The organism is Nonomuraea sp. NPDC004354 (assembly GCF_053602555.1).
The window spans coordinates 1-25,086 of the sequence record NZ_JBSGDV010000015.1; the positions used below are offsets into that span (position 1 = coordinate 1).

The 25,086-nt window shown below is 70.1% G+C and carries 25 protein-coding genes and 4 pseudogenes; 14 read left to right on the forward strand and 15 right to left on the reverse strand.

The genetic code is table 11. The features are described 5' to 3' along the window. Together ACWENQ_RS32285 and ACWENQ_RS32290 are read left to right on the forward strand one after the other, a co-directional pair. Positions 1-144, forward strand: a pseudogene (locus ACWENQ_RS32285) (cytochrome P450); the annotation flags it as partial. A gap of 339 nt (positions 145-483) precedes the next feature. Continuing rightward, the gene (locus ACWENQ_RS32290) at positions 484-1,845 is read left to right on the forward strand and encodes a serine hydrolase domain-containing protein (RefSeq protein WP_452417576.1); all 1,362 of its coding nucleotides are present in this window, start codon (positions 484-486) and stop codon (positions 1,843-1,845) included. A 211-nt stretch (positions 1,846-2,056) separates the two neighbouring features. Here the strand turns inward: ACWENQ_RS32290 and ACWENQ_RS32295 are convergent, their stop codons facing one another. Continuing rightward, positions 2,057-2,557, reverse strand: coding sequence for a hypothetical protein (locus tag ACWENQ_RS32295; RefSeq protein ID WP_449928289.1), 501 nt, complete (start codon positions 2,555-2,557; stop codon positions 2,057-2,059). Between the two features lie 92 nt (positions 2,558-2,649). On the opposite strand from ACWENQ_RS32295, the gene ACWENQ_RS32300 reads away from it, so the two are divergent. Both ACWENQ_RS32300 and ACWENQ_RS32305 read left to right on the forward strand, forming a co-directional pair. Next, entirely contained in the window at positions 2,650-3,174 is a 525-nt protein-coding gene (locus ACWENQ_RS32300) for a winged helix-turn-helix transcriptional regulator (protein ID WP_449928287.1), read from the forward strand. A gap of 105 nt (positions 3,175-3,279) precedes the next feature. Continuing rightward, entirely contained in the window at positions 3,280-3,885 is a 606-nt protein-coding gene (locus ACWENQ_RS32305) for a response regulator transcription factor (RefSeq protein WP_449928300.1), read from the forward strand. Here the strand turns inward: ACWENQ_RS32305 and ACWENQ_RS32310 are convergent. Beyond that, positions 3,811-6,012, reverse strand: coding sequence for a histidine kinase (locus ACWENQ_RS32310; RefSeq protein ID WP_452417577.1), 2,202 nt, complete (start codon positions 6,010-6,012; stop codon positions 3,811-3,813). The two genes, ACWENQ_RS32305 and ACWENQ_RS32310, sit on opposite strands and share 75 nt — an antisense overlap. A 100-nt stretch (positions 6,013-6,112) precedes the next feature. Here ACWENQ_RS32310 and ACWENQ_RS32315 point away from each other — a divergent pair, with 100 nt between their 5' ends. Next, positions 6,113-6,490, forward strand: coding sequence for a hypothetical protein (locus tag ACWENQ_RS32315; RefSeq protein ID WP_452417579.1), 378 nt, complete (start codon positions 6,113-6,115; stop codon positions 6,488-6,490). On the opposite strand, the gene ACWENQ_RS32320 is transcribed toward ACWENQ_RS32315, so the two are convergent. Next, entirely contained in the window at positions 6,481-7,338 is an 858-nt protein-coding gene (locus tag ACWENQ_RS32320) for a LysR family transcriptional regulator (RefSeq protein ID WP_452417580.1), read from the reverse strand. The two genes, ACWENQ_RS32315 and ACWENQ_RS32320, sit on opposite strands and share 10 nt — an antisense overlap. 59 nt (positions 7,339-7,397) lie before the next feature. On the opposite strand from ACWENQ_RS32320, the gene ACWENQ_RS32325 reads away from it, so the two are divergent. Then, positions 7,398-8,216: an alpha/beta fold hydrolase gene (locus ACWENQ_RS32325; RefSeq protein ID WP_449928279.1), complete on the forward strand. Its 819-nt coding sequence runs from the start codon at positions 7,398-7,400 to the stop codon at positions 8,214-8,216. A gap of 300 nt (positions 8,217-8,516) precedes the next feature. Here ACWENQ_RS32325 and ACWENQ_RS32330 read toward each other — a convergent pair. From ACWENQ_RS32330 to ACWENQ_RS32340, 3 genes and pseudogenes are all read right to left on the reverse strand, one after another. Further along, positions 8,517-9,275 (reverse strand): annotated as a pseudogene (locus ACWENQ_RS32330) (IS5 family transposase). 51 nt (positions 9,276-9,326) lie between these two features. Next, positions 9,327-11,060, reverse strand: coding sequence for a leucine-rich repeat domain-containing protein (locus tag ACWENQ_RS32335; protein ID WP_452417582.1), 1,734 nt, complete (start codon positions 11,058-11,060; stop codon positions 9,327-9,329). 83 nt (positions 11,061-11,143) lie between these two features. Next, positions 11,144-11,365, reverse strand: coding sequence for a hypothetical protein (locus ACWENQ_RS32340; RefSeq protein WP_452417584.1), 222 nt, complete (start codon positions 11,363-11,365; stop codon positions 11,144-11,146). A 298-nt stretch (positions 11,366-11,663) separates the two neighbouring features. Between ACWENQ_RS32340 and ACWENQ_RS32345 the strand changes: the two genes are divergently transcribed. Then, entirely contained in the window at positions 11,664-11,834 is a 171-nt protein-coding gene (locus ACWENQ_RS32345) for a sigma factor-like helix-turn-helix DNA-binding protein (protein WP_452417586.1), read from the forward strand. 304 nt (positions 11,835-12,138) lie between these two features. Here the strand turns inward: ACWENQ_RS32345 and ACWENQ_RS32350 are convergent, their stop codons facing one another. Next, the gene (locus ACWENQ_RS32350) at positions 12,139-12,573 is read right to left on the reverse strand and encodes an organic hydroperoxide resistance protein (RefSeq protein WP_452417588.1); all 435 of its coding nucleotides are present in this window, start codon (positions 12,571-12,573) and stop codon (positions 12,139-12,141) included. Between the two features lie 105 nt (positions 12,574-12,678). Between ACWENQ_RS32350 and ACWENQ_RS32355 the strand changes: the two are divergent. From ACWENQ_RS32355 to ACWENQ_RS32370, 4 genes and pseudogenes are all read left to right on the forward strand, one after another. After that, positions 12,679-13,167, forward strand: a pseudogene (locus ACWENQ_RS32355) (LLM class flavin-dependent oxidoreductase); the annotation flags it as partial. Between the two features lie 61 nt (positions 13,168-13,228). Continuing rightward, the gene (locus tag ACWENQ_RS32360) at positions 13,229-13,615 is read left to right on the forward strand and encodes a hypothetical protein (protein ID WP_452417590.1); all 387 of its coding nucleotides are present in this window, start codon (positions 13,229-13,231) and stop codon (positions 13,613-13,615) included. Next, positions 13,612-14,319, forward strand: a complete 708-nt coding sequence (locus ACWENQ_RS32365; RefSeq protein WP_452417592.1) for an alpha/beta fold hydrolase — start codon at positions 13,612-13,614, stop codon at positions 14,317-14,319. The genes ACWENQ_RS32360 and ACWENQ_RS32365 overlap by 4 nt, the downstream gene beginning before the upstream one ends. A 9-nt stretch (positions 14,320-14,328) precedes the next feature. Further along, positions 14,329-15,018 carry a winged helix-turn-helix transcriptional regulator gene (locus ACWENQ_RS32370; RefSeq protein ID WP_452417594.1) on the forward strand — a complete coding sequence of 230 codons (690 nt, stop codon included), beginning with the start codon at positions 14,329-14,331 and terminating at the stop codon, positions 15,016-15,018. Positions 15,019-15,428: 410 nt separating this feature from the next. On the opposite strand, the gene ACWENQ_RS32375 is transcribed toward ACWENQ_RS32370, so the two are convergent. Then, positions 15,429-16,715: an MFS transporter gene (locus ACWENQ_RS32375; protein ID WP_452417595.1), complete on the reverse strand. Its 1,287-nt coding sequence runs from the start codon at positions 16,713-16,715 to the stop codon at positions 15,429-15,431. A gap of 100 nt (positions 16,716-16,815) precedes the next feature. Between ACWENQ_RS32375 and ACWENQ_RS32380 the strand changes: the two genes are divergently transcribed. Then, on the forward strand, positions 16,816-17,334 hold the full coding sequence (locus ACWENQ_RS32380) for a winged helix-turn-helix transcriptional regulator (protein ID WP_354912842.1): 519 nt from the start codon (positions 16,816-16,818) through the stop codon (positions 17,332-17,334). Between the two features lie 252 nt (positions 17,335-17,586). Here the strand turns inward: ACWENQ_RS32380 and ACWENQ_RS32385 are convergent, their stop codons facing one another. After that, positions 17,587-18,441, reverse strand: a complete 855-nt coding sequence (locus tag ACWENQ_RS32385; RefSeq protein WP_452417597.1) for an NAD(P)H-binding protein — start codon at positions 18,439-18,441, stop codon at positions 17,587-17,589. 88 nt (positions 18,442-18,529) lie between these two features. Here ACWENQ_RS32385 and ACWENQ_RS32390 point away from each other — a divergent pair, with 88 nt between their 5' ends. Continuing rightward, positions 18,530-18,997: a MarR family transcriptional regulator gene (locus ACWENQ_RS32390; RefSeq protein ID WP_452417599.1), complete on the forward strand. Its 468-nt coding sequence runs from the start codon at positions 18,530-18,532 to the stop codon at positions 18,995-18,997. A 207-nt stretch (positions 18,998-19,204) separates the two neighbouring features. Here ACWENQ_RS32390 and ACWENQ_RS32395 read toward each other — a convergent pair whose 3' ends face one another. The 6 genes and pseudogenes from ACWENQ_RS32395 to ACWENQ_RS32420 all read right to left on the reverse strand — a co-directional run bounded on the left by ACWENQ_RS32395 (position 19,205) and on the right by ACWENQ_RS32420 (position 23,792). After that, a complete protein-coding gene (locus ACWENQ_RS32395; protein WP_452417600.1) occupies positions 19,205-19,771 on the reverse strand; it encodes a DUF4291 domain-containing protein in 567 nt (188 codons plus the stop codon). Positions 19,772-20,122: 351 nt separating this feature from the next. Next, positions 20,123-20,236, reverse strand: a pseudogene (locus ACWENQ_RS32400) (transposase); the annotation flags it as partial. Positions 20,237-20,244: 8 nt separating this feature from the next. Beyond that, the gene (locus ACWENQ_RS32405) at positions 20,245-20,628 is read right to left on the reverse strand and encodes a hypothetical protein (RefSeq protein WP_452417602.1); all 384 of its coding nucleotides are present in this window, start codon (positions 20,626-20,628) and stop codon (positions 20,245-20,247) included. A 135-nt stretch (positions 20,629-20,763) separates the two neighbouring features. Continuing rightward, the gene (locus ACWENQ_RS32410) at positions 20,764-21,348 is read right to left on the reverse strand and encodes a hypothetical protein (protein ID WP_452417604.1); all 585 of its coding nucleotides are present in this window, start codon (positions 21,346-21,348) and stop codon (positions 20,764-20,766) included. A gap of 337 nt (positions 21,349-21,685) precedes the next feature. Continuing rightward, positions 21,686-23,263, reverse strand: coding sequence for a hypothetical protein (locus ACWENQ_RS32415; protein ID WP_452417605.1), 1,578 nt, complete (start codon positions 23,261-23,263; stop codon positions 21,686-21,688). After that, complete coding sequence (locus ACWENQ_RS32420; protein WP_452417607.1) at positions 23,256-23,792, reverse strand: RNA polymerase sigma factor; 537 nt, start codon at positions 23,790-23,792, stop codon at positions 23,256-23,258. The genes ACWENQ_RS32415 and ACWENQ_RS32420 overlap by 8 nt, the downstream gene beginning before the upstream one ends. Before the next feature lie 286 nt (positions 23,793-24,078). On the opposite strand from ACWENQ_RS32420, the gene ACWENQ_RS32425 reads away from it, so the two are divergent. Then, positions 24,079-24,933, forward strand: coding sequence for an NAD-dependent protein deacetylase (locus tag ACWENQ_RS32425; RefSeq protein WP_452417608.1), 855 nt, complete (start codon positions 24,079-24,081; stop codon positions 24,931-24,933). The last annotated feature ends 153 nt before the right edge of the window (positions 24,934-25,086 follow it).

Sequence of the window (25,086 nt, forward strand, 5' to 3'; positions counted from 1 at the left end):
GTCGAGATGCGGGTCGCCTTCCCCGCGCTGGTCAACCGCTTCCCCACGCTGCGCCTGGCCGTACCGGCCGACGAGGTCGCCCTGCGCCCGGAGACCGCCGACATCTACGGGGTCAAGAGCCTGCCTGTCACCTGGGACGCGTGACCACGAACTGACGACAGGCGAGGGTTCGTACGGGCCGGACGCTTCACCGCCTCCATCGCTCGCGCGATGCTGACCAGCCCCTGTCCCATGTCGTGCCGCGCTCGAACAGGCGGAACATGCTTCATCGGCGGCCTCCCCCTGAGCGGCACCACCCGGTGCGAGCCGGAGCCAGACGATGGCCTGGGGCTGACGGCCGGGTCGCCTTTCGACAGGAACCGCTCGTGCTCCTCGCACCTCGCTCTTGCCGTGCCGATTCAGTTACGCGGACCGTCCCGGTCGATCAGAGCGCACGTCTTCTCCAGCTCTCTGAGTTTCAGCTCTCCAGAAAGGAATCCCAGCATGGCAGACACAACAGGCGGGACACCCGAACAGGGACACGTCGCGCGGCGGACCGTGTTGAGGGGCGTGCTGGGCGCCGGCGCGCTCGCCGGCGCACATGCCGCCCTCCCCGGCCGCGCCTACGCCTCCGTGAGCGGTGGTGGTGGCGATGGCGAGCGCGGTGTCGAGCACGGCTGGGGAAAGGTCGCCGACGTGTTCCGCGCGAACTTCAGAAACCCTGGCGAGGTCGGTGCGGCGTGCAGCGTCTACGTGGGCGGCCGCCCCGTGGTCAACCTGTGGGGCGGCCTCGCCGATCGCGAGGCGAATCGGCCGTGGCGCAGGAACACCATCGTCCAGGTGGCCTCCACCACGAAAGGTGCCACCGCCATCTGTGCCCACATGCTCGTCCAGCGCGGTGAGCTGGATCTGGACGCCCCGGTGGCCCGGTACTGGCCGGAGTTCGGCGCCGCCGGCAAGGAGCAGATCCCGGTGCGCTGGTTACTGTCGCACCAGGCCGGCCTGCCGATCGTCGACGGGCCGCTGACGTTCGAGCAGGCGTGCGCCTGGCACCCGGTCATCCGCGCGCTCGAGGCGCAGAAGCCGCTGTGGCAGCCGGGCACCGAGCACGTGTATCACAGCGTCACGTACGGGTTCCTGGTCGGGGAGGTCGTACGCCGGATCACCGGCAAGTCGCTCGGCACGTTCTTCGCCGAGGAGGTGGTCGCCCCTCTCGGGCTGAGCGCCTGGATCGGGCTGCCCGAGAAGGAAGAGAAGCGGGTGGCCCGGCTCCACGATGCCGCGCCGTTCAGCGTGGAGGAGCTGCTGGCCGGGCTGATCGCGACGACCGGGCTCGATGCGGAGACGGTCACCGCCTGGGTGAACGCCGTGTGGGCTCCGGGTTCGGTCCAGGCCCGCGCCGGCGAGCTCGGCGGCGCCTTGACCAACCCCGAGGTCTACGCCACGCGTGCCTGGCGCGCGGCCGAGTTCCCAGCCGCGAACATGCTCGCGGATGCCCGATCGGTGGCGCGGATGTATGCCGCCACGGTCAGCGACGTCGATGGGGTGCGGCTGCTCGAACCGTCGACGGTCGAGAGGATGACCGTCGTCCAGACCGACAGGACGCCGATGCACGGACTGCCGCCGGGGCTGAACCTCCCGGCCGACCGCTCCTTCTACATGTCGCTCGGGTTCTGGCGGGCCTGCCCGCCGATGCCGCTGACCGGGCCGGGGGCGTTCGGTCACCCGGGCTCCGGCGGATCGATCGGCTTCGCCGACCCCGACGCCGGTGTCGGCTTCGCCTACGTGACGAACCTCTGGAACTATCGGCCCGACGACCCGCGGGCAGCGAACCTGGCCAAGGCCGTCCGCTCCTGCCTCGGATGACGACAGCCCTCGTAGGGGCGGGCATCGGCACTGCTGCCCGGTCCCGTGATCCGGGCGCGAACCGGCCGCCGCAGGCCATCCGGCTCCCTTCCCGACGCACGTGGTCCTCGCCGGCGTCGACCGTGCTCTCGGCTGCTGCCGGCGACGGAGCACGACCTCACAAGCGCTGCTGCAATGGGCGACCGGCGAGTCGGCCTGGACTGAGGTCGGCTTAGGCCGGCAGGCGGGTGTGTTCGGCTCGGCTGGCGGCGATGCGCTGGGCGGCGAGCCCGCGGGCCCGCTCGGTGTCGTGGTCGGTGAGCCGGCCGAGGATCGTCGCGAGCGGCCTGACCTGCCCGTACCCGCCCCAGTGGCCCTCAGGGATCTCGGTGGGGAACACCCAGATCCGGCCGGCATCGCGCGGCCAGGCACCGTTCTCGGCGTCCAGGATCGCCTCGGTGACGTCCGCGATGACGCCCGCCCGCGTCTTCTCGTCGAGCTGCCCCTCAGGGACAGACGGGACGACCTTGTAGTGCGGCGCGTCCGCGGGCGATCCGCCGACGTAGACGGCGACCGGCCGGTGCAGGAAGACCCAGGAGACGGACCGGGTCACCGGGTCGGCGGGGTCGAATCCCTCGTGGCGGATCAGGATCTCGGTGATGTGGTTCAGCAGCGCTGCCTCGGCATCGGGCTGGAGCGCACCGTCGGGGATGTACACGTCGAGCATGGGCATGGCCCGCCTCCTCGGTTTATTTCTTCAACTCAGCGCCCGGAGCCTAGGAAGGCTGAGTGGAAATTGTCAACTCAGATCGGTACGATCCGCCCGTGGAGACACAGCGGATCGACCCCGTGAACTGTTCGGTGGCCCGTGCCCTCGCGATGGTGGGTGAACGCTGGTCGCTGCTGATCGTGCGCGAGGCACTGGACGGCGCACGCCGGTTCGGGGAGTTCCGGGCCCGCCTCGGCGTGGCGAGCAACCTTCTGGCCACCCGGCTCGACACCCTCGTGGCGGCAGGAGTGATGCGACGCGTCCCCTACCAGGAACCCGGCGACCGGCAGCGCTTCGAATATCACCTCACCGAGCAGGGCCAGGACCTGCGGCCCACGCTGGTTGCCCTCCTGGAGTGGGGCGACAAGTATCTCGCCGACCCGCAGGGGCCGTCGGTCATCGTCCGGCACCGACCCGCCGACGATGACACCGCCTGCGAGGAGCCGGTGAGGGTCGTTCTCGAATGCGCTGCGGGGCACACCCGTCTGGCACCGGAAGCCGTCTACCGCGCCCCCGGACCGGGCGCCCGCTTCCTGGACCCCGGAAAACCGAAACCGGCCACGCCAGGGGCAGGAACGTGATCGCCGTGAGGTCCTGACACGGACCCGGGCACCGACATCCGGCCGCCGGGCCAATACGATGACGCACTCGCAGGTCAAGCAGCGGGTGACGGAGTGGGCATGGAACTGATCAGGGTGCTGGTGGCCGAGGACATGCGCATCCTGCGCGAGGCGCTGGTCGGGCTGCTCGCGATGGAGGCCGACATCGAGGTCGTGGCCGAGCTCGGTTCCGGCGACGGCATCGTCGGCGCGGCGCTCGAGCACCGTCCGCACGTGGCCGTCCTCGACATCGAACTCCCCGGGCTGGACGGGATCGCCGCGGCGGCCCAGCTGCACGAGCGGCTGCCCGGCTGCCGGTCACTGGTGCTGACCGGGGTGGGGCGGCCGGGCAACCTGCGCAGGGCGGTCAACGCCGGCGTGGCCGGGTTCATGCTGAAGGACTCCAGGCCGCAGGACCTCGTCGCCGCCGTGCGCACCGTCGCGGCGGGCGGGCGGGTCATCGACCCGCAGCTCGCGTACGCGGCACTGGACGTCCCGGCCGGCCCGCTGACCGACCGCGAGCTGGACGTGCTCAGGCTGACCGCGTCCGGCTCCGAGCCGCGCGACGTGGCCCGGCTGCTCAACCTGTCGTACGGCACGGTGCGCAACTACCTCGCCTCAGCGGTGACCAAGCTCAACGCGCGTAACCGGGTGGACGCCATCCGCATCGCCACCGAGGCCGGCTGGCTCTGAGCAGGGCACCTCGGCGGTCAGCGTGAACCGGCCTCCGTCCCGCTCCACCGACAGGCGCCCGCCCGCCTCCTCCAGGCGCCGGGTCAGGTTGGCCAGGCCCGTACCCTCCCGCGGGGCGGAAGCGGTCGCGCCGTTGTTGGAGACGGTCAGGCGTACGGCGTCGCGCACGGTGATCGCGCACCAGGTGGCCTGCGCATGCCGTACCACGTTGGTCACCGCCTCGCGGAGGACGACGGCCAGGAGGGAGTCGGTCTCGGGCGGCAGCCGTACCGGTGGCAGATCCACCGTGACCTCGACCCCCGAGGCCGCGAGCATCGAGCGGGCCGTCGCCGCCTCCTCCCGCAGGGAGAGCGGCGCGGGGCCGCCGGTGATGGAGCGGACGTCCACCAGCGCCTGCTCGGCGAGTTCGCGCAGCTCGGAGGGGTCGGCCGAGTCCGGGCCCGCGATGAGCAGCTCGCCCTTGAGCACGATCGCGGAGAGCCGGAAGCCGAGCAGGTCGTGCAGGTCGCGGGCGACCCGCAGGCGTTCCTGGAGCACGGCCATCCTGGCCAGGTCGCGGCGGGCCTCCTCCAGCTGGAAGGCGGCGAGGGGCAGCGTGCTCAGCCCGTAGGCCATGGCGGTGAAGCCGATCATGACCATGGCGTATTCGGCGCCCCACAGGGGAACGCCGGTCTGGGCTATCCAGAGGGCCACACCACCCAGGAGCGGACCGAAGCCCAGCGCCCAGGCCCAGGCGGAGCGGACCAGGAACAAGGTGGTGCCCGCGGTCAGGCCGACATAGGAACCGGCGCGCTGCCCGATGATCGCCATGGCCGTGACCATGAGCACGATCTGCGCGCCCAGCGTCCAGCGCCAGGCGCGCGGCCGGGCGCCACGGCGGGGCAGGCCGTTGTAGAGCTGCAGGCCGCTCACCACGGGCAGGAACACGGCCACCGTCACGACCTGGAAAGCCGAGGACGACCCGAGCCTGATCATGTTGACCACGGTGCTGCCCAGGGTGTCCACCTCGAGGATCACCAGAGTGAACCAGGCCAGCCACGGCGCGCCCGCCAGCGGGCCGGACGCCGCGGCCTTCACCGGCGTCACGGGCAGGCGAACCTCCGTCCATCCGGCGCCGGAGGTGAGGCAGCCGCCCAGCTCGGCCGCTTCCTCGCCGAGCTCACCTAGTTCGTTGGGTTCATTGGGTTCGCTGGGTTCGGCGAGCTCGGTGGCCCGCCCTCCCGTACGGCCGGCGCGCAGCACGACGAACCGTGTGTCGGCCTCGAGCTCGACCAGGACCCGCTCCGGCGGATCGGTGCTCAGCCAGGCGAGCATGGTCCTGCGCAGCACCCTGGCCAGCAGGCCGTCGACCGGCAGGGGCAGCCGCGGCCGGTGCGTGGTGACCTCCGCGTCCACCCCGGCCGCCGTGAGCACGGAGCGCGTCGCCTCCAGCTCGGCGGCCAGCGTCCGGTCCCGGTGGTCGTCGGCGATGGATCGCACGTCGGTCAGTGCCTGGCGGGCGGCGCCCACGACCTCGACGAGGTCGGCGCGGTCGAAGCGGTGGACGAGCGCCGACAGCTTGTCGCCCAGCGCGTCGCACAGGTCGCGGGCCACGCGCAGCCGTTCGCGGGCCGCCTCCAACTGGCCGATCTCGGCACGGGCCGCGTCCGTCTGCCTGATCAGGTCATGGAGCCAGCAGACGGCGTACAGCCCGACGCCGGGCCCGAGTGTCGCCAGCGCCGACCAGTAGCTGAGCGAGCCCAGCTCGGGATAGAAAGCGGCCCTGACCGAGAACTCGCCCGCGAGGATCAGGACCACCAGCGGCCAGGCCGTTCTCGCCTTGAGCGTGAGCAGGAGCGAGGCGACGAGCATGGCCATCACCGGCGTCCACGGTGACTGGACCAGGTAGAAGGAGGAGGCCAGCAGCGCCTGAGCCACCAGGTTCCAGCGGGCCGTGGCGGGCGACGCCCGGCGGAACGCGATCGGGACGAACAGCGCTTCCAGGGCGACGACGATGAGCAGGCCAGGGACCAGGGCGACCTGCTCCTTCAGGAGCGACGCCTGCACCAGCTGGCTGACCTTGACGGCCAACTGGACGGCCAGGCAGATCAGGATGAGCGTCCTGGCGAGCCTCAGCTGAGGGGTCACAGGCCGTCCTTCCGTCTCATCCAAATAAATGTGCATTTTGCACGATTCATCAGGGTGAGTTGTAGGTGGGCCGCCGCCCCCTTTCGCGATTCCGCGCGGCTTGGCCGGACGTGAGCACGCGGCCGTCCGCGCCAACGCCGCGCGTGACCCAGAGGAGTACGCCAACCTCGCCATCATGGCGGGCATCCGCATGGGGCACGAGCACAAGCGAAGCGCAGGCCGCTCGTTCGGGCCGCTCACCGCGTCCCTCGTCCGCACCGAGAACGCGATGGTCGCCGGCGACCCCGGCAAGGCCGTCGAGCTGTTCGGCACGTTACCGCGCGGCGTCGGCAAGACGGACTCCAGCACGTGGAACCGGGCTCTGCTGGACGCCGCTCGAGCCAATGCCCGCATCGGTGACGTGGCACGGGCGACGGAGAGGCACGGCTGTCACCGGGGGCTGATCATGGTGGTCGCGGGAACGCCCCATCAGCGGTGACCGGCCAGGTCGAGGAAGGCCCGTACGGCAGGCCCGCAGTCGCTCGGTGACAGGACGGCCAGGGCCAGCGTCCGGGTGAGGCGGGGTTCGAGCGGCCTGGTCACGACTGCTGCGAGCTCGGCGGGCAGGCCGAGCGTGGGCACGATGCTGACGCCCAGGCCCGCGGCCACCATTTCGAGGATGGCCGACTGGCCGCCGGCCTCGTAGGCGATGTCGAGCTGGGCGTCGGCCTGGCGTGCCGCTTCGGTGATGAGTGGGCGGCAGCCTGCCGTGGTGAGGATGAACGGCTGTCCGGTCAGGTCGGCGATGTGGATGGTCTCCTGCCCGGCCAGGTGATGTCCGGCCGGAACCACGGCGACCATCTCGTGGGTGCTGAGCGGGATCGTGTGCAGGCCGGGGGCCGGGAGCGTGACCACGCCGACCTCGGCCGCGCCCCCCTGCAGCCAGCCGCGGACGTCGTGGTCCGCCCCCTCGAACAGGCGCACCTGGACCTGGGGGTAGCGATCGGTGAAGGCCCGCAGCAGGTGGGCGATGAGGGTGCCGGTGGCGCTCGGCAGGCTGGCCAGGCGTAGCGGCCCGGTGACCTCGCCGGCGGCGGCCGCCACCTCCGCGCGGATCAGGTCGAAGTGGCGCAGCGCCTCGCGGGCGCGGAGGTGGGCCCGCCGTCCGGCTTCGGTGAGCGCGATGCCGTCCGCGTGGCGGACGAACAGCGGGGCGCCGAGCTCGCGTTCGAGGCTGGCGATCGCGCGGCTGACAGCGGGCTGGGACATGCCGATCAGGTCCGCCGCCGCGGTGAATCCGCCGTGCTCGGCCACCGCGATCAGCACGCGGAGCTGCGTCAATGTCATGAGGCCATATCCTAAGTGGTATTTGACCCGTGTAGGCCCATTCCCTGATGGTTATGGCCATGTCCACACGCATGATGATCGAAGTTGACGGCCGCATGGCCAGCTATCTGACGGCGGGCGAGCACGGCCCGCAGGTGTTGCTGCTCCACGGCACGTATTGGAGCCGGGTCTGGCTGCCGGTGCTCGACGACCTGGCCGCGGCCGGGTTGCGGCCGGTCGCCGTCGACCTCCCCGGACTGGGCCGCTCGGAAGGGGAACTGACGCTGGAGACGGCCACCGTGCCCGCGCTGGCCGCCTGGGTGACGCGGTTCGCTGCGACGCTGGGCATGGGCGCGCCGGCGGGGGTGGCCGGGCATGACATCGGCGGTGCGATCGCCCAGCAGCTGCTGGCCGGCGGCGAGCTGGCGGTTCCCCGGCTGGCGTTGGTCAATTCGGTGAGCTACGACTCGTGGCCGGTGCCCGGCGTGGCGCGCTACCGCGATCCTGCCGTGGTCGCCGCCACCACCGTGGAGGAGTTGCTCGCCGCCCGGCGCGTGGCCGTTTCCACAGCCTTGGCGCGGCCTGTCTCCGAAGGGGAGATGGCCGACTATCTCGACCCGTGGCGTGATCGGCGAGTGGGTCGGTCCTGGATGGCGCTGGCCGGCGCCGCCGACAGCCGCTACACCTTCGACCTCATGCCCGCTCTGGTCGCCTCCGATGCGCCGAAGCTGCTGGTGTGGGGCGAGGACGACACCTTCCAGAAGGTCGGCTACGCGCAGCGGTTCGCCGATGAGGTGCCGAACACCACGCTGGTGCGGGTGCCCAAGGCCGGTCACATCCCGATGGAGAACGACCCCGCACTGGTCGCCCGCACACTGGCCGCGTTCTTCCTCGCCTGACGGGTTGATCCGTCCGGCGCCCTCCCTCTCGCGGTAGCGCGTGTCTCGCAGTTCGACCTCGTAGCCGCCTTCGTCCAACAGCGACACCGAGGCAAACCAGTCCTGTTCTTCACCGTCGGGCTGAACCACGACGAAATTGTTGTCGGTGTGGTTCAGCTTCTGGAACATCATGAACAGCCCGTCCTCGGAGGGGCTCGCGGTGCTGTCGCCGTTCTCGGCGTCGGCGATACAGCCGGGCATCGGGATCCCTTGCGGTTCAAGCAGTGCGCGGCCACCAGCATGGCAGGCGCCCGCTGGGGATCACAGCCACTCGGCCAGCGCGGCGATAGTGACAGCCGCGGCGAATCGGACGGCGAGCTTGTCATACCTGGTGGCAACGGCGCGGTATCGCTTGAGCCGGTTGATCCCGCACTCCACCGCGTGGCGCAGCTTGTAGTCCTCCTTGTCGAACACCGGCGGCCGGCCACCAGAGCTGCCGCGACGCATGCGCCCGGCGATCTGGTCACGGCGCTCCGGGATCGTGGCCCGGATCCCGCGTCGGCGCAGGTAGGCCCGATTGGCCTTCGAGCAGTACGCCTTGTCCGCGCGCACCCGATCCGGACGGCACCGCGGCCTGCCGGCACCGAGTCGGGGCACCCGGATCGCCTCCAGGACCGGCACGAACTGCCGGGAGTCCCCGCGCTGCCCCGCGGCGACGACCAGCGCGAGCAGCCGCTGACCGTGCTCACACGCAAGGTGAATCTTGCTGGTCAGCCCGCCACAGGACCGCCCCAGACCGTGATCGGCGGGCTCGGCCTGCACCCCGCCAGGCGGCTCCTTCTGCGCCGCGCCGTCCCGGCGGGCATCAGCCCTCGCGCTGCCAGCGCCGGAACAGCCCGTAGACCGTCTGCCGAGGCCCGTACTCCTCCGGCAGGTCACGCCACGGCAGACCGGTGCGGACTCGATACCGGACCCCGTCGATCAGCCTGCGCTGGCACAACGCAGGCCGTCCCGACACTGCCACCGGCAACAACGGCTCCAGCACCCCCACTGCGCATCACTCAAGTCCCCTCGCGCCACACCGAGATCATCCCGGCATAGCGCGATCACCACGACAGGGTTTAAGACGCCCTAGGACCCGAAGTCGATCTCGGCGGTCGGGTGCGCGGCGGTGATCCGGTCGCGGACCTCTTCGGGGAGCAGGTTGTATCCGAGGTGGACCGCCGCCAAGTCGGGGAGCGCGTCGAACTCGGCCGGCAGGTCTCTGAGCTTGTTGAAGGACAGGTCGATGGTCCGCAGTCGGCGGAACGTCCCGATCCCGGCGAGGTGTTCGGGCTTGAGCTCGCGGCCCTCGCCGTCCTCGTGCCACCGGTCGATCCGGAGCTCTTCCAGCCCGGTCAGCGCCATGCCGAACAGCTCCCGCAGGAAGATGTGCGCCGGCTCGCGGACGAGAGCGTGCCTGGTGCGCCACCCGCTGAGGCCGAGGACCCGCAGGGCGGGCAGGCGGCCGAGATCCGGCAGCGGGTCGCGCACCAGGCTGAGGCTGCCGCCGAGGTCGAGGTCTTCGAGCCGGGTCAGCCGAAGCAGGCTGTCGGGGACGGTGTCGAAGAAGTTATGGCTCAGGTCGAGCCGGCGCAGGTTCGGGAAGGTGGTGACGGCCTCGGGGAAAGTCCGCAGGTACAGGTAGCTGCCGCCGGACATGGACACCTCCTCGATGCTGGTCAGGCCGTGCGCGGAGTCGGGGAACACGACGTTGGTCCCGTCGGCGATCAGCTGCCGCAGCGCGACCAGGCCGCCGAAGGTGTCCGGCAGGACGAACCGCGTCACCTCGGGCGGGTTCGCCCTCGGCCAGGTCACCGCGCCGGAGGGGACGGACAGTCGGGAGATGTCGAGTTCCTCCAGGGCGGTGAGCCGGCCAACACCGGCCGGCAGGGTGAACCCGACCTTGTTGCCGGCGACCCGCAGCACTCGTAGCGCGGCCAGGTCGCCGATCGACTCGGGCAGGGCGGTCAGCCCGCACTCGCGCACCGACAGGTGCTCCAGCCGGGTGAGCGTCCCGAGCGTCTCGGGCAGCTCGTCGATCAGGTTGCCGTCCAGGATCAGGGTGCGCAGCCACGGCATCTGGAGCACCTCGGCGGGGAACGCCTGGAGTTTGCGCCCGGTCAGGTCGAGGTGCTCTGCCCGGTCGGCCAGAGCCCGGGACACGTGATCACTCGCCGACTCGGCCGCCGTCCGGGCTCCTGGCCGCAGGACCGGCAGCCCGGCCCGCAGCCGGTCCAGGAACTCGTCGACGTCCAGGCAGCGGTCCTCCGCGTCGACGACCTCGGGCACGAACGCCTCGACGATGCTGTCCCCGACGGCGAAGTCGGCGTCGTCGTCATCGTCGTAATTGTTCACCCAGCGCCCGCCGGGGGCGTACACGTCCATGGCGTGGTCGTAGTCGATCACCCAAGGGGTATCGACGATCCCGGTCCGCAAAGAGCCGTGGTTGTACCAGCCGTAGACCAGGTGGGTGAAGGCGCCGTCGTGGATGTAGATCTCCGCTTCGCCGCCTTCCAGGGTCTCGGCCTCGGTGTGACCGCCGACGTACAGGCCGGGCCGGTCCTCATAGAGCGCGATCGGGCCGTTGACCGTCAGATCGCCGGTGACCACGATCAACTCGACGTTGCCCTCGGCGTCGCCGCCGCGCAGTTCGTTGATGGCGTCCAGGAAATTCCCGTCGAGGGTGAGGTCGCCGTCGAAGAACAGCACCTCGTCGTAGCCGGGCGACGCTCCCGCACCCTCGAACACGGCGGACAATGCGCCGCCCAGGCGGGCATCGGCATCGGCATAGGACAGGGACGCGGGGATGGCGGATATCGGCATGGGGAAGAGCGTAGGTCCGTGTACAGACAATCCGGCGCGCGCGACAGGGTTCTGAAACACGGCCCTAGACCCTAGCGACCTGGTCAGGGGTCGTACGGGGGCTGTTTCCTGATCTCCCGATGCATCCGCTCATTCATCCGCTGCCTCCGCTTCCAGGACTTCCTGTCGACTCCAAACGGCGGGTTCTTGTCGTCGAAGCTCGGCTTCGGAATCCCTCGCCAGCCGGGATGCTCTTCGCTGTCCCCGTCCGAGCCGATCAGGTAGATGATCGCGATGACAACCGCTATGCCCGGCAGAAGTTCCATGGGTGACCCCCTCGCAGCCCTGGCTGCGTCTGTTGTGGCCATCGTGGTTCTGACTTCAGTTCAGAGTGTCGTTGTGCGTCGCGCCTGGCAACCCACCGCTCACGCGACGTTGTGATCCTCCTCATTCGTGGTCGGATTTGTGGAACCCTGCCTGAGCTGCGCTGGAGGGCCGTCCCGTTAGGCTTCCTCGTCCCGAACATGTCCCCAGCCCCAAGGTAGGCAGGTCTGCGCAGATCACCGGGTTTCCGGGAAGCCCCCGTTCTCGGAAGCGGATACGGCTTTTGTGATCACACTGCGCGTGTCATGGACGACGGAGCGCGACGTGGTGCTCCTCATCGCGTACGGCGGACTGGGCTACGACGAAGTGGCGGCGGCGCTCAGGATCGCCTCGGGGACGGTCGCGTCCCGGTTGATCAGGGCCAGGATCTCGCGCGGCCCGTCGTCGGGGAAGTCCCCAGCCGCCACGTAGGCCGATCACGATGATCAGGTACAGCTCTGTCTTGTGCGTCTGTCTTATGCGTCGGCGGGTTCGATGAGCTCGATCTCGAGGGCCGGCACATCGAGGGCTTCCTTGTCGGCAGGGCGTCGAAGCTGTCACCAGGTGCACGCGAAGTGCGTTACCCCTGGTCAGCGTCGATTGCTGTGGTGAATGCGATGGTGGCCCGTACGGTGCGCGTGGCCATCATGGTGGGGGACTAGTGAGTGAGCCCACCGGTGCACGCCGCATGCCGGGGGACCTTCATCTCGTGAGGGTGTCGGCACGCGGCGATCTGTCACAGCCGTGTGCCGTTGACGACCAACGCCACTTCGATGTTGCCGCGCGTGGCATTGGAGTACGGGCAGACCTGATGCGCCACCCGGACCAGGTCGACGGCCTGGGTGGGGTCGGCGATGGACGGCAGGCTGATCTCCAGTTCGACGCCCAGCTTGAAGCCGCCGTTGCCGGCGGGGATGAGCATGACCTTCGAGTCGATTGCCGCGTCGTCGGCGCGTAGGTGCTTGCGCTGGCCCACCAGGGCAAGTGAGGCGGCGAAACAGGCGGCGTAGCCGATGGCGAACAGTTGCTCGGGGTTCACCCCTTCGCCGTCCCCGCCCAGTTCCTTGGGCTGCCTGAGGTCAACCTCCAGCCTGCCGTCGGCGGTGCGTCCGTGACCGTCGGCCCGGCCTCCGACGACGTGGGCCTGTGCGGTGTAAAGGGCGTTCGTCATGATGATCTCCTTCGCGCGTCTGCTACTGGAAAAAGAATCATAAACTTCAAAAACAGGAAGTCAATGGTTATGATCCGGGAAGCTGTCATCGACGAGAGGGATCACATGGCCTCACTGAAGGTCGACTACCTGTTATCGACGCGCGATCAAGCCGTACGCGGCGATCACGACCTGGAGCAGTTGGTCGAACAGGCGCGGCGTGCCGAAGCGCTCGGTTTCGACTCCGTGTGGGCCGGCGACAGTCCTCTCGCCCGGCCCCGCGCCGACCCCTTGCTCCTGTTGTCGGCCGTAGCCGTCGCCACCCGGCGCATCACGCTCGGCACTGCCGTACTGCTGCCCGCGCTCCGTCATCCGATCCTGCTGGCGCACCAACTCGCCACCTTGGACAGGCTCGCCGGCGGGCGCCTGATCGTCGGCATGGGCGGCGGATTTCCCAACCCCGGCACCGAAGCTCAGTTCACCGCGATCGGTGTCGCCTTTGAGCGCCGCATCAGCCAACTGGAGGAATCGATCGAGGCGATGCGTCTCCTGTGGAGCGGCCAGGAGGTCGCCTTCACCGGCCGGCACTTCGACTTTCACGCTGTGACCCTGGCTCCCGCGCCCGCTCATCCAGCAGGCCCGCCGATCTGGCTGGCCGGAGGCGGCGCTGCGGCGCGTGGCCGGCCTCGCCGACGGCTGGCTGCCCTACCCGCCCCAGGCCCAGATCTACGCCCGCGAGCGGGCGGCCATCCAGCAGAGCGCGGCTCGGGCGGTCACTCCCGGCCTGTACGCGACCCTGTGCCTGGATGAGGACCCCGAGCGGGCGCGCCGGCGCCTGCGCGAGAGCGTCGAGCGCTACTACAACGCCCCCCTGGAGGCCGTCGAGGCCGTCAAAGCCATGTTCGCCGGTACGGCCCGCGCGGCCGCCGACTGGCTCACCTCCTACGCCGAGGCCGGCGCTGGCCATGTGGTGATCCGCCTGGCCGCCGACGACCACCACGCGGCCCTGGAGAACTTCGCCGGCCACGTCCTGCCCCTGCTTCGCCAGAAAGGAACAGCATGACCACCTTCGTTCTCGTACACGGCGCCTGGCACGGTCCCTCCGCCTGGGAGCGCCTCACCCCGCACCTGCACCAGGCAGGGGCGCGCACCCTGACCCCCTCCCTCACCCTGGAAGGCGACGTCGGCCTGGACGTCCACGTCGACGAGGTCCTCACCTGCCTGGACGGCGCCACGACCGCCGTTGACGACGTGGTGCTGGTCGGACACAGCTACGCGGGCCTGATCGTCCGGCAGGCCGCCGACCTGCGACCCGACATGGTGAAGCAGGTCATCCTGATCGACGGCTGGGCGGGCGGCGACGGCGCCAGCATGTTCAGCCTGGCCTCCGACGCCTTCGTCAACGCGATCCGCGCCGCCGCCCGGACGAGCGCGGACGGCCGTCACATCCCCGCCCCACCCCCGGCGAGATACGGCATCACCGACCCCGACGACACGCGCTGGCTCGTCCCACGCCTGCGCCCACAACCTCTGCGCACCTTCACCGACGCGACCCGGCTGAGCGGAGCCGTCGACCAGATCCCCGGCACGGCCATCTACTGCCGGCCGCAGGCCTACCCCTTCGACCGGTTCGCCGCGGCGATCGGGTACCGGACCATCGCCATGGACGCCCCGCACAACGTGATGCTCACCCATCCCGCGGCCTTGGCCAAGCTCCTCCTCGACTCCCAGGCGTTCCAATTCAACAACGAGAAGCTGGAGGATTAGAATATTGAAGTGGAACAGCGCACCTACAACCAGTACTGCGCCACCGCGCGCACCCTCGACCTCGTCGGTGAGCGCTGGACGCTGCTGCTGATCCGTGAACTCCTGACCGGGCCCAAACGCTTCGGCGACCTGCAACACAGCCTGCGCGGCCTGGGCACCGGACTGCTGGCAGCACGGATGAAGTATCTGGAACGCGAAGGGCTGATCCACAAGGTCACGCTCCCGCCGCCGGCTCGGACCCCCGCCTACGCCCTCACCCCGGCGGGTGAGGGCCTCGAGCCGGTGGTGCTGGCCCTGGCCCGGTGGGGGCAGACCTGGGCGATGGACGAACCCCGCGACCAGGAGAACTTCCACCCCGGCTGGGCGGTGCTCGGCCTGAAGGCATGCTTCGACGCCGAGGCCGCCACCGGCCTGCGGGCGCTGTACGAGTTCCGCGTGGAGGAGGAAGTCTTCCACGCCCGCATCGACGACGGCACCATCGAAACCGTGCACGGCCCGGCCCAGCACCCTGACGTGATCATCACGACCAGCAGGGAGACTTTCCGCGACATCGCCGCCAGCAGGTCGAGCCTCGATGAAGCGATCAGCAGCGGCGCCGCCTCAGCCTCCGGCGACCGGCAAGCCCTGAGCCGGCTCCCCCACCTGTTCCACCTGCCGCTCCCACGTGCGCGATCCACGGCTCCAGCCTCCACGTCATGAATCGAAGGGCGTCATCACGTCCACGCGTCGTTACGCTCCTCCAATCCGTCGAAATCGGCTGCCTCCCCTCTTCGGGGTGGCTGCCGATCTCGGCCTATTGTCGGTATGGCCTGCCAGCATGGCCCGCGTGACGGCAACTGATCCCTTGGCCCCGTTCCAGTGGCTCAACGTGTCCGAGAGAGCGAGGGCGGCGGCCCGCTGGGCGTGATCTTCAGCGTGGCCTTCTTCCGCGGGCTCGATCCGGCGGAGGTGGTGCGCCGCTTCAGCCGCGGCGAGGATGCCGGCCAGGAGTCGGACTTCGGCGGACTCGACGAGCAGGCCCACGAGTTCGTCGCGGAGACGGATGGCGGGCTTCCAGGCCGGCGAGTGGTGCGGATCTCTCGGGCCAGGCGCTCTGTTGACGCCCTGCCTCAGCCGGTCTTGCGCAGCGCCACCACCGCCATCACGGCGGCCAGCGCGATGCAGGTGGCCACCGCCACCGTCATCCCCGCGCCCCATCCGAACGCGCCGATGGCCAGCGCCACGCCGCCGGTCCCCAGGGACGAGCCGACGTAGCGCGCGGTGTTGTTGGCGCCGGAGCCCATGCTAACCCGGTGGGAGGGCACGCTCTCGACCGCCAGCTGTGTGATCGAGGCGTTGGTCAGGCCGGCCCCGACCCCGCTGACCGCGAGCCCGGCCAGCACGAGGCCACCGGAGAACGCCGACCCCACGCCGAGCAGCCCGGAGAACCCCAGTGCTGTCAGAGCCATGCCGAGTGCCAGACGTGACCGGGTGGCCAGCCGTACCCGCTTGGTCAGCAGGGCGGAAACGAAGGACAACCCCGACCAGAGGCAGAGAAGCAGCGCCGTGTGCAGCGGCGTCAGACCGTGCGCGGTCTGGAGGACGGTCGGCAGATAGCCCATCAAACCCACCACCGCCGCGCCCACGACCAGCGCACCACCCGTCGCCACCAGGAACGGTGGTCGCTTGAACAGGTCGAGATCGATGAGTGGATCCGCACGTCGCCGCTCCACCCGCACGAAGCAGGCAACCAGCGCGACCGCCGCCGCGATCGCCCCGAGCGCGGTCGGGCGCGACCAGCCGAGCCGTCCCTCGGTCACCCCGGCGAGCAGCGTGGCCACCCCCGAACCGAGCAGGATCACCCCGGGCACGTCGAAGCGCCGCGGCTCGGCTGAGCGTGACTCCTCCAACGCGCGCGCCGAGATCACAGTGAGCGCCAGGGCGCAGGCCGCCATCAGCCAGTAGACAATCCGCCAGCTCGCCGCCACGGCCAGCAGCCCCGACACCAGCGGCCCCACCGCGGTGCCGAGCCCGATCATCGCCCCGTAGCGTCCTGTCGCCCAGACCCGCTCGACCCCCGAAGGGTAGGCGTGGCCCACCAGGCCCAAACTGGCCGCCAGCATCGCCGCGCTCGCGCCGCCCTGCACCACCCTGGCCGCCACGAACATCGGCACCGCCGTACTCAGGGCGGCGAGCACGCTGGCCGCGGCGAGCACGGCCGTCCCCATCACCAGCACCCGCTTGCGTCCGTGGTCGTCGGCCAGTCCGCCGGATACCAGCAGGAGCGCCGACAGCCCCAAGGCGATCCCGCCCAGCATCCATACCGGTCCCGTGGCTCCCGCGCCCAGAGCCCGTGCGGTCTGGGGGAGGGTGACCATCGGCACCGTGTAGTTGGTCAGCACGAGCAAGGGCGCCATGGACGCCACAGTGAGTGTCCCCCGCCGCAATGTCGGTTCGGTCATTGAACTCATGCGGTCGCACGCTAGCACGGTTCATTCAATGAACTAAAGTGAGCCCATGGCGCTCGGCAAGAACTACGAAGGCCAGGACTGCTCGCTGGCCAAGGCGTTGGAAGTGGTCGGCGAGCGTTGGACGTTGCTCGTGATCCGTGACGCGATGTACGGCGTGCGCCGCTACGGCGACTTCCTGGCTCACCTTGATATCCCGAGGGCGGTGCTGTCGCAGCGGCTGACCGCGCTGGTCGCGGCCGGCATCCTGGACAAACGCCGCTATCAGGAATCTCCGCCGCGCGAGGAGTACGTGCTGACCCCGATGGGCCGCGAGCTCTGGGTCCCGCTGCTGGCCCTGGCTCAGTGGGGTGGGCGGCACCTGGCAGAGGCCGGCCCCTGCCGGCTCTTCTTCCACCAGACATGCGGCACCCTGCTGGATCAGGTCTCGTTCTGCTCCCATTGCGGTGTGCGCGTCCCAGTCGAGGACGCGGAAGTACGGCCAGGCCCTGGCCTGAAGGGCGTCAGGGGCGACCAGGTCAGCCGTGCCCTGGAGGAACCCCATCAGATGTTGGATCTGATCCCCTGACCAGATGGGGTCAACTCCGAAGGGAGATCACATGAGCTGCGCGGAGATCGAATCCGAGACGGATCTGCGCGACCTGCTTGCTTCTCATGCTCGGCGAGCGCCCGGTAGATGCCAGCCAGGCTCGGGCGGGCGGCCCGTGCGTTTGCCTGTGGGGATGATCAGGTCCGACTGGATGGCTTCGACGGATTCGCCGGTGGCGCGGCGACGGAGCACGGTGTGCAGCAGGTCATCAGCGATTCCTGTCCGTGGTTTTCAGCCCCCGAACTCCGATGCGTGCTCTTCGGCCCAGGCGGCGAAGGTGCGAGCCGGACGACCGAGGATCTTCTCCACGTCGCCCGTGGGGCGGGTCGGCCTGGCCAGGTCCCGGGCGTACCGTGCCATGAGCGCCGTGACGAAGGGCTCGGGCAGGCCGCGGGCGATCAGTCCCTGGGCTGCGGCCTCCGGCGAGATCTCCGTGTAGGTCAGCGGCCTGCCGATGGCCTCGCCGATGATCTCCACCATGTCCGTGTGGGTGAGCGCTTGCGGCCCGGTCAGGTACGTGCGCCGGTTCACCAGGTCGTCGGTCAGCAGGGCGTGGGCCGCCACCGCCGCGATGTCGTGCTCGTGGATCGGCGTCTCGGCGAAGCCTGCGTACGGGCCGCGGACCACGTCGCCCGCCGTGATCTGGCCGCCCCAACTGGTCAGGGCGTTGCCCGCGAAGCTCGACGCGCGCAGGCTCGTCCACTCCAGGCCGCCGGCGACGGCCGCATCCTCCGTCTCCTTGTTGCGGTCGCCGCGGAAACGCGACGGCTGGTGGTCGAGAGGCTCGTCGATGTTGATGGCCGACAGTGCCACCACGCGCCGCACCCTGTGCTCCTTGGCCAGCGCGACGAGCTCCGTCGCCGCGTCGCCCGCGGCCCGCGGGTGGAGGAACAGCGCGGTGACCCCGTCGAGGTGGCGGGCGAGGGTGCCGGGTTGTGCCGGGTCGCCGGTCACCACCTCGGCCGTGGCAGGCAGGGAGGTGGGCCCTGTGGTGCGGGTGACGGCGCGGACCTTGGCCTTCGCGCCGGTGAGCAGGTCGACGAGGGGGCGGCCGATGGTGCCTGTGGCTCCGGTGACGAGGATCATGTCAAATCCTTTCGTATGCCGTATAGTATGGAAACCATAGCATCTAGTTTGAAAGTCATATGATATGAGTTCCGCCACATCTGGGCATGTGGATGACGCGCGCCGCCGCAGGCGGGCCATGGTGGCGATCAAGGAGGCGCTGCGCGAGCTGCGCGGCCAGCTGTCCCTGCTCGACCGGCAGGTGAGCGCGCGGGCGGAGCTGAAGGATGTGGATCTTGACTGCCTCGACCTCATCGGGAGGTGCGGGCCGATCAGTCCGACGGCCTTGGCACGGCAGGCCGGGCTGCATCCCGCCACGCTGACCGGCATCCTGGACCGGCTGGAGAGGGCGGGGTGGGTGGCCCGCGAGCGCGACACCGCCGATCGCCGCGCCGTGCTGATCAAGGCGCTGCCCGAGCGTAACGCGGAGCTGTTCCGGCTCTACTCCGGCATGAACCACGCGATGGACGAGATCTGCGCGGAATACACCGAAGCCGAGCTGGACCTGCTGGTCGGCTTCCTGCGCCGCGCCACCGGCGCCGGCCGCGACGCCACCACCGCGCTGGCCGGCGACTGAGGTGTCCCGGTGGGCCGGGGTGGTGTCGGGCACGGGTGGGTCAGGCGGAGGGCGGCCGGCAGGCGGGGGCCGGGGCGGCGGCGTCTTGGACTGCCGGCAAGGCTGGTCCCGCCGACCGGCATCTGTGGCATTTCGCAAGCTAGGGCCTGTTGCGAAAGGACTCGTAGTGTCTCAGGCGCGGGCAACGTGTCCCTCGCCGGCCGGCCGTCACCTACCCGGGGAAAGGAGGTTTTCCAGCGGCCGTGGCAGTGGATACACCCGCTCTGCGGGGAACAGCCGCTGGGCTTTGGCAGCGTGCCCGGTTTGTGTCAATACCGCGGCCTTGCGGACCTGGGGGGTGAGGTCGGTGAGGCTGACGATCCAGTCGTCGGTGAATGCGCGGATCAGATTGCGGCCGATGCCGACCTGGATGCTGTAGTGGTTCAGTGCCGTTCCGCGCAACGAGCGTTCCGGGTCCCACTGGACATGTACGGCTGCCTGGGTCACAGCTGCCGGATCCGCGGTCGTGAGCACGGCCTGGGACAGAGCGTCCTCCCAGCCCTGCCGGGTCATCCGCACGGCGAGAACGCGCTCTTGACCGGGTTTGCGGGCCCAGTTGCTGCGATGCATGAGCCACAGGAATGAGGGCTTGATCCATGTCATCCTGTGGAATGAGAACGGCGCGACGAAGCGGCCCGCTCGTAGTGCTGCGTCGGCTATGGCAGGCGCGTATGCCTGGTAGACCACGATCGTGTCAGCATCGTAGTCTGCGCGAATCTGGTACTGGGGTGCCATGCGTTGCACCCTGCCATCCGGTGCACTCGCATCGCGAAGCCTTTTCCCCGCCCTCGGCCGAAGCGAATGTGCCGGTCACAGCCACTCGTTGATGGCCGCTACGAGGACGGTCGCCCTAGCGGACCGCGAGCTTGTCGTATCTGGTGGCCACGGCACGGTGCTTTTTGAGGCGGTTGATGCCGCACTCCACCGCCTGCCGAGCCTTGTAATCCTCCGGATCGAACTTCGGCGGACGACCGCCCCTGGATCCGAGTTTCTTGCGGTTGCGGGCCTGGTCGGCCTTGTCCAGGTGATCAGATCCTGAGCGTCTGCACGGCCTGAAGCTGCTCGAAAATGCGATGCCAAGGTGCCGTCCCGCTGCCGGCGCCGGAACAAGTCGTACACCCGACCCCACGGCCCATACTCCTCAGGCATGTCCCGCCACGGGATGCCGGTGCGGACCCGGAACCGTATGCCGTCGATCAACCCCTTTGTCAGCAGGAAGGGGAAGGACCAAGCGATTCGATCCAGGACGCGAAGTCCGCGGACACGACGTCGAAGTCCGCAGGCTCCAGGTCGCCCAGGCCGGAGGAGAACACGGCCGAGTCCGGGTCATCGGCACGCAGGAGGAATCCGCGGCCACCACTGTCATCGCCGACAAGGAGGAATCCTGGTGCATACTGCGCGACTTCGTAAGTGGCGTTGCGTTCACCGATGTCCCCTGCCGAGTACACCGCGACACCGGACTCTGTGTGAAGGCCGTTCCTCACGCTCCACAGTGCCACCAGCGGAGCTGGAAGGCTCATCGCCGTCTCGGCCCGCGCTCGCATCACATCGTCCGGCGTTGCCGCCGCCAGCCTCGAAACCGACCCCGCCACCCTGCACCCCTCCCAACAGACTCCGGCCGCCCTGACAAGCGGCGGCGCAGCCACTCCCACCGGGACCGCTCCCAAGCAAGCCACAACAACCGGCCGACGGCGGCCCCAACATGATCACGATCTACGGCTGAAGTACTACGGAGAACGCACGCTGGACACGTCCTCACCGTCACATGTGTCACTGCAGGCCATAATCGCGGCGAGCCGGGCAGACCACTCGCGTTCGGCGATGACGAGGCCGCCCTCCAGCGTCTCGACGAGCAACGTCCGGCTCAGCGACACCACCGTTGGCTCACGCCGGGCCTCGGTGCCCCACGCGGGACCGCCTCCAGCGCGTACCCGACAGGCGAGGTGCACCCGGTCCCCGTCAGGGAACGCGAACGCTGTCACCGCGTCGGTGCACTCACCCCACTCCAGGAACACACACTGTGCGAGTGCCGCCTCGGCCCCAGGTGAGGCCCCGGTACTGGCGTCGTCGTACATCCAGCTCTCGGCAATGCGGAAGGACTCAGACGGCGAGGTGAACCCCACCGGCGGCGCAGTCGACGTGCGAAAGCGGCTGAGCTCGTCCTTGAGCTTCTTGACCAGTAGTGGCGGATAGAACGCGTTGTCCCACGTGTTCACATGGAGCCCTCCGACGAAGACGTCGACGCACAGCAGCCCCGGGTCCTGTTCGACGTGGAACTCCAAACCGAATCCGGTCCGCGACCCGAACAACATGGCGACCTCCTCAGCCCTGGCGCGACACCCATCACGGCCCAACCCTATTGATCCACTTTCGATACACGGCCTTGAAGCTGCTTCTTAGATCTCCTGACGGTGAGCGCTGGTCTTGTCACTTTTGGCATATGGGTCGTGGCGATCTGACGAACGTCGAGTGGGAACGGCTGGTGCCGTTACTGCCGGCTGGCGGGATGCGCTGTGCCGGCGGCGGGCCGCCGGCCGGGCAGGTCGCTGAGATCGATAGGGGGTCGAACATGGGCCCGTCCTTGCGTGGTTTGCCGAGACGCCGATGCGAGCCCTCTCCGACGACGCCACGCCGGGGGAGGTCCCCCGGTCACCTCCGCTTCTTGGCGCAGTCCGCCGGTTCCTCGGGCCGCTCGTCGGTCCACCCGTCGCCGGGGGCATGCGCCGTGTAGTGCAGCACCGTTCCCTTCGGCAGTCCTTCGCGAGCCTCCAGCAGGACCGTCACCTCCGCGAGGATCCGGCCGGTCTCCGGGTCGAGGATCTGCTGGAACTCGGTCGGCACCTCCTCACCTCCCGGATAGGACATGCCCTTGCCGTCCCAGAAGGAGACCCTGATCCCGGGGCGTCCCAGCGGGTCGGTGGCCTGTCCCCGCACCCGGGTGGTCGGCAGATCGGCCAGGAGGTGAAGCAGCGCCGCTCTGGTGCCCGGCTTGAGCGGAAGGTTCAGCAGGGAGGCCGCCATGGGCAGCGCGTCCTCGAAGGACCTACCGGTCCTGCGGTCGTAGAGCGTCCGCAGGCGATCGCGCAGCCGTGCCGGGTCGGCCGGGAGGCGCTCCACCTCCGCGACGGTGAGCCCGGCGAACCGCCGGTCGGGCAGCAGGCCCTTCGCGCCGACCCCGAGGGTGTACTCGCAGGCGGACGGCTCGGAGCTGAGCTTCAGCCGGACGCAGTCCTCGCCGGGGGTTCCGCCCATGCACGCCTGCTCGACCTCCGCCGGCGAACCGGCCGCCCGCCAGGCCCTCTCGTCGGCCGCGGTGGCCGGGCGCGTGAACAGCCGCCGTGACTCCGTCATGAGCGGCCCGGTGGGGTCACGCGGCTGCCACCAGTCGAACCTCGCCTCCTCCTTGAGCCTGTAGACGGCCCCCGGCGCGCCCACCCTGATCAACGATCCGTTGGTCAGCGTGCGCCGCCAGTAGGCGCCCGTCCGTGCCGGGAGCTTCTCCACCCGATCGGCGATGTCATGGAGCGGCCGCGCGGCCTGGACGTCGTACGCCGCCACCGACCAGGCCCCGGGACGGCTGCCCAGCTCGGCGGCCAGCCGGTCGGCCGTCTCCGGTCCGGACAGCTCGTACGCGCCGTCGCACGAGCCCTGGGGCGGGCAGGCCTTGCGCCCACGCACGACGGGCGCGTCGGGCGGGAAGACCCAGAAGGTGATCTCGTGGTCGCGGCCGAGCCAGCCCGGCTCGTGCGCCTTGTCCGCCAGCATGCTGGGCGCGCCGTCCGGACCACACGTACCGCCGGCGCTGCTCCCACCCTCGTTGCTGAAGAAGATCGAGCCAGGCTTCTGGCAGAAGAGCACAATCGCGATCCTCTCGCTCGTGGGACGGAACCGGAGCGTCGTCTTCGTCGCCGACTGCGGCATCCTCGCCCCTGCGAGACGGTGCAGGCCCTGGTGGACGCGTGGTGCCTGCTGGAAGGCCGGAGGGGCCGCGGGCTGCGGTGCCGGCTCCGGAACGCCGCCCAGGTGCGACACCAGCATGATCACCGCCGTGACGACCGCGATGGTGGTGACGCCGGCGCCCGCCGTCCAGGCCCAGCGCCGGAGCGGGCGGGGCCGTCGAACCGGGTCATCGAGAGCTGCCAGCCGCGCCCGAGCCCTGGCCACGGTCTCGGCCGAGGGCTGCGGCACGTCCGGGATCGCCTGGGCGAGCAGCGTGACCTCATCCATCGTGCGCCTCCTTCAGCGGGTTGATGTCGCCCAGTGCCTTGCGAAGCTGCTTGCGCGCCCGGTTGAGCCGGGACGCGACGGTGCCGTAGGGGATCTCCAGCGCGGCGGCCACCTCCAGATGGGTCAGCCCGCCCAACGCCACCAGCAGCACCACGTCCCTGTCTCCGCGGTTCAGGCCGGCAAGCGCCCCCGCGAGCCTGCCGGTGAGCTCTCCGGCCGCGACACGGGTCAGCGTCGCGTCCTCGTGGTCCTCCGCCTCGCGTTCGGCTGTCCGGCTGAGCGCCTTCCACCTGCGGATCTCGGTACGGCGGTGCCGGGAGATGAGGTTGGTGGCGATGCCGTACAGCCAGGGCCTGACCTCGCCGCGCGAGGAGTCGTACCCTCCTCGGACAGCGACGAGGAAGACCTCGGCCGCCAGGTCGTCGGCGGCGTCCACGGACAGCCTCCGGGCGATGTAGCGGTGGATCTCGGCGAAATGCGCGTCGAAGACGCGATCGAAGTCGGTCCGCAGATGGGTTGAAACGCTCATGCCGACTGTCCCGTCGGTATCGGTGTCTGGCTCACGCACTGGTCTCCATCCGGTCAGGAACGGCGGTCACCCCTGTTTGCCCGACGGCCCGGAATGCTTTCACGAAGCATGTGCCGTCGCGGCACGGCGCCGGCCCGCGCCTGCGAGGGCGGCCCGTCCGGTCCGCCCCCCGGTCCGCCCCCGGCCCGGCCCGACTCGCTCTCGTCGGCCCGGTACGGCCCGCTCTTGCCGAGCCGGGACGGCGATGGGGGCTGGAGCCCGCCTCGGCGTGGGGCACTATGGAGGCGTGACGCAGGTGGTGCAGAACGGGTCGGCGCTCCGCTCCTTCGACAGACTGGTCGAACTGGTCGGCGACGGCGGCGTCGTGATCCTGAGCGGAGCGGGACTGTCCACGGAGTCGGGCATCCCCGACTACCGCGGCGAGACGGGACGGACGCGCAAGGCCGAGCCGATGACCTACCAGACGTTCGTCGGCAGCGCCGCCGCCCGCCGGCGCTACTGGGCCCGCAGCCACGTGGGCTGGCGGCACATCGCCCACGCGACCTCCAACGCGGGTCATCGCGCCGTCGCCGCGCTGCAGGCCCGCGGGCTGGTCGCCGGCATCATCACGCAGAACGTCGACGGCCTGCACCAGGCCGCGGGCGCGAGCCAGGTGGTCGAGTTGCACGGCAGCCTCCACCGCGTGCGGTGCCTGGCGTGCGGCGAGCGCACCCCGCGCGAGCGGCTTCACCAACGGCTGAGCGCTGCCAACCCCGGCTGGGACGACGGCGTGACGGGCACGATCAACCCGGACGGCGACGCGGTGCTCGCCGCCGACAGCATCGACTCGTTCACGATCGTCGACTGTGCCGCCTGCGGCGGCGTGCTCAAGCCGGACGTGATCTTCTTCGGCGAGAACGTGCCGCGACCGCGCGTCGCCGACTGCTTCGAGCTGACCGAGAGCGCGGGCCTGCTGCTGGTCCTCGGCTCCTCGCTGACCGTGATGTCCGGCTACCGGTTCGTCCGGCGGGCCGTCGAGCACGCCGTCCCCGTCGCGATCATCAACCAGGGCCCGACGAGGGGCGACGCGGACGCCCGGGTACGGCTCGACGCCCCGCTCGGGCCGACGCTCACCACGCTGCTGGACGCGCTCGGCCGGTGAGCTGCTGTCAGGTGGCGCCCGCGGTCGGGACGCTGGGCCGGTGAGCTGCTGTCAGGTGGTGCCCGCGGTCGGGACGCTGGGCCGGTGAGCTGCTGTCAGGTGGTGCCCGCGGTCAGGACGCTCGGCCGGTAGCGCGCGATCAGCCCCGTGGCC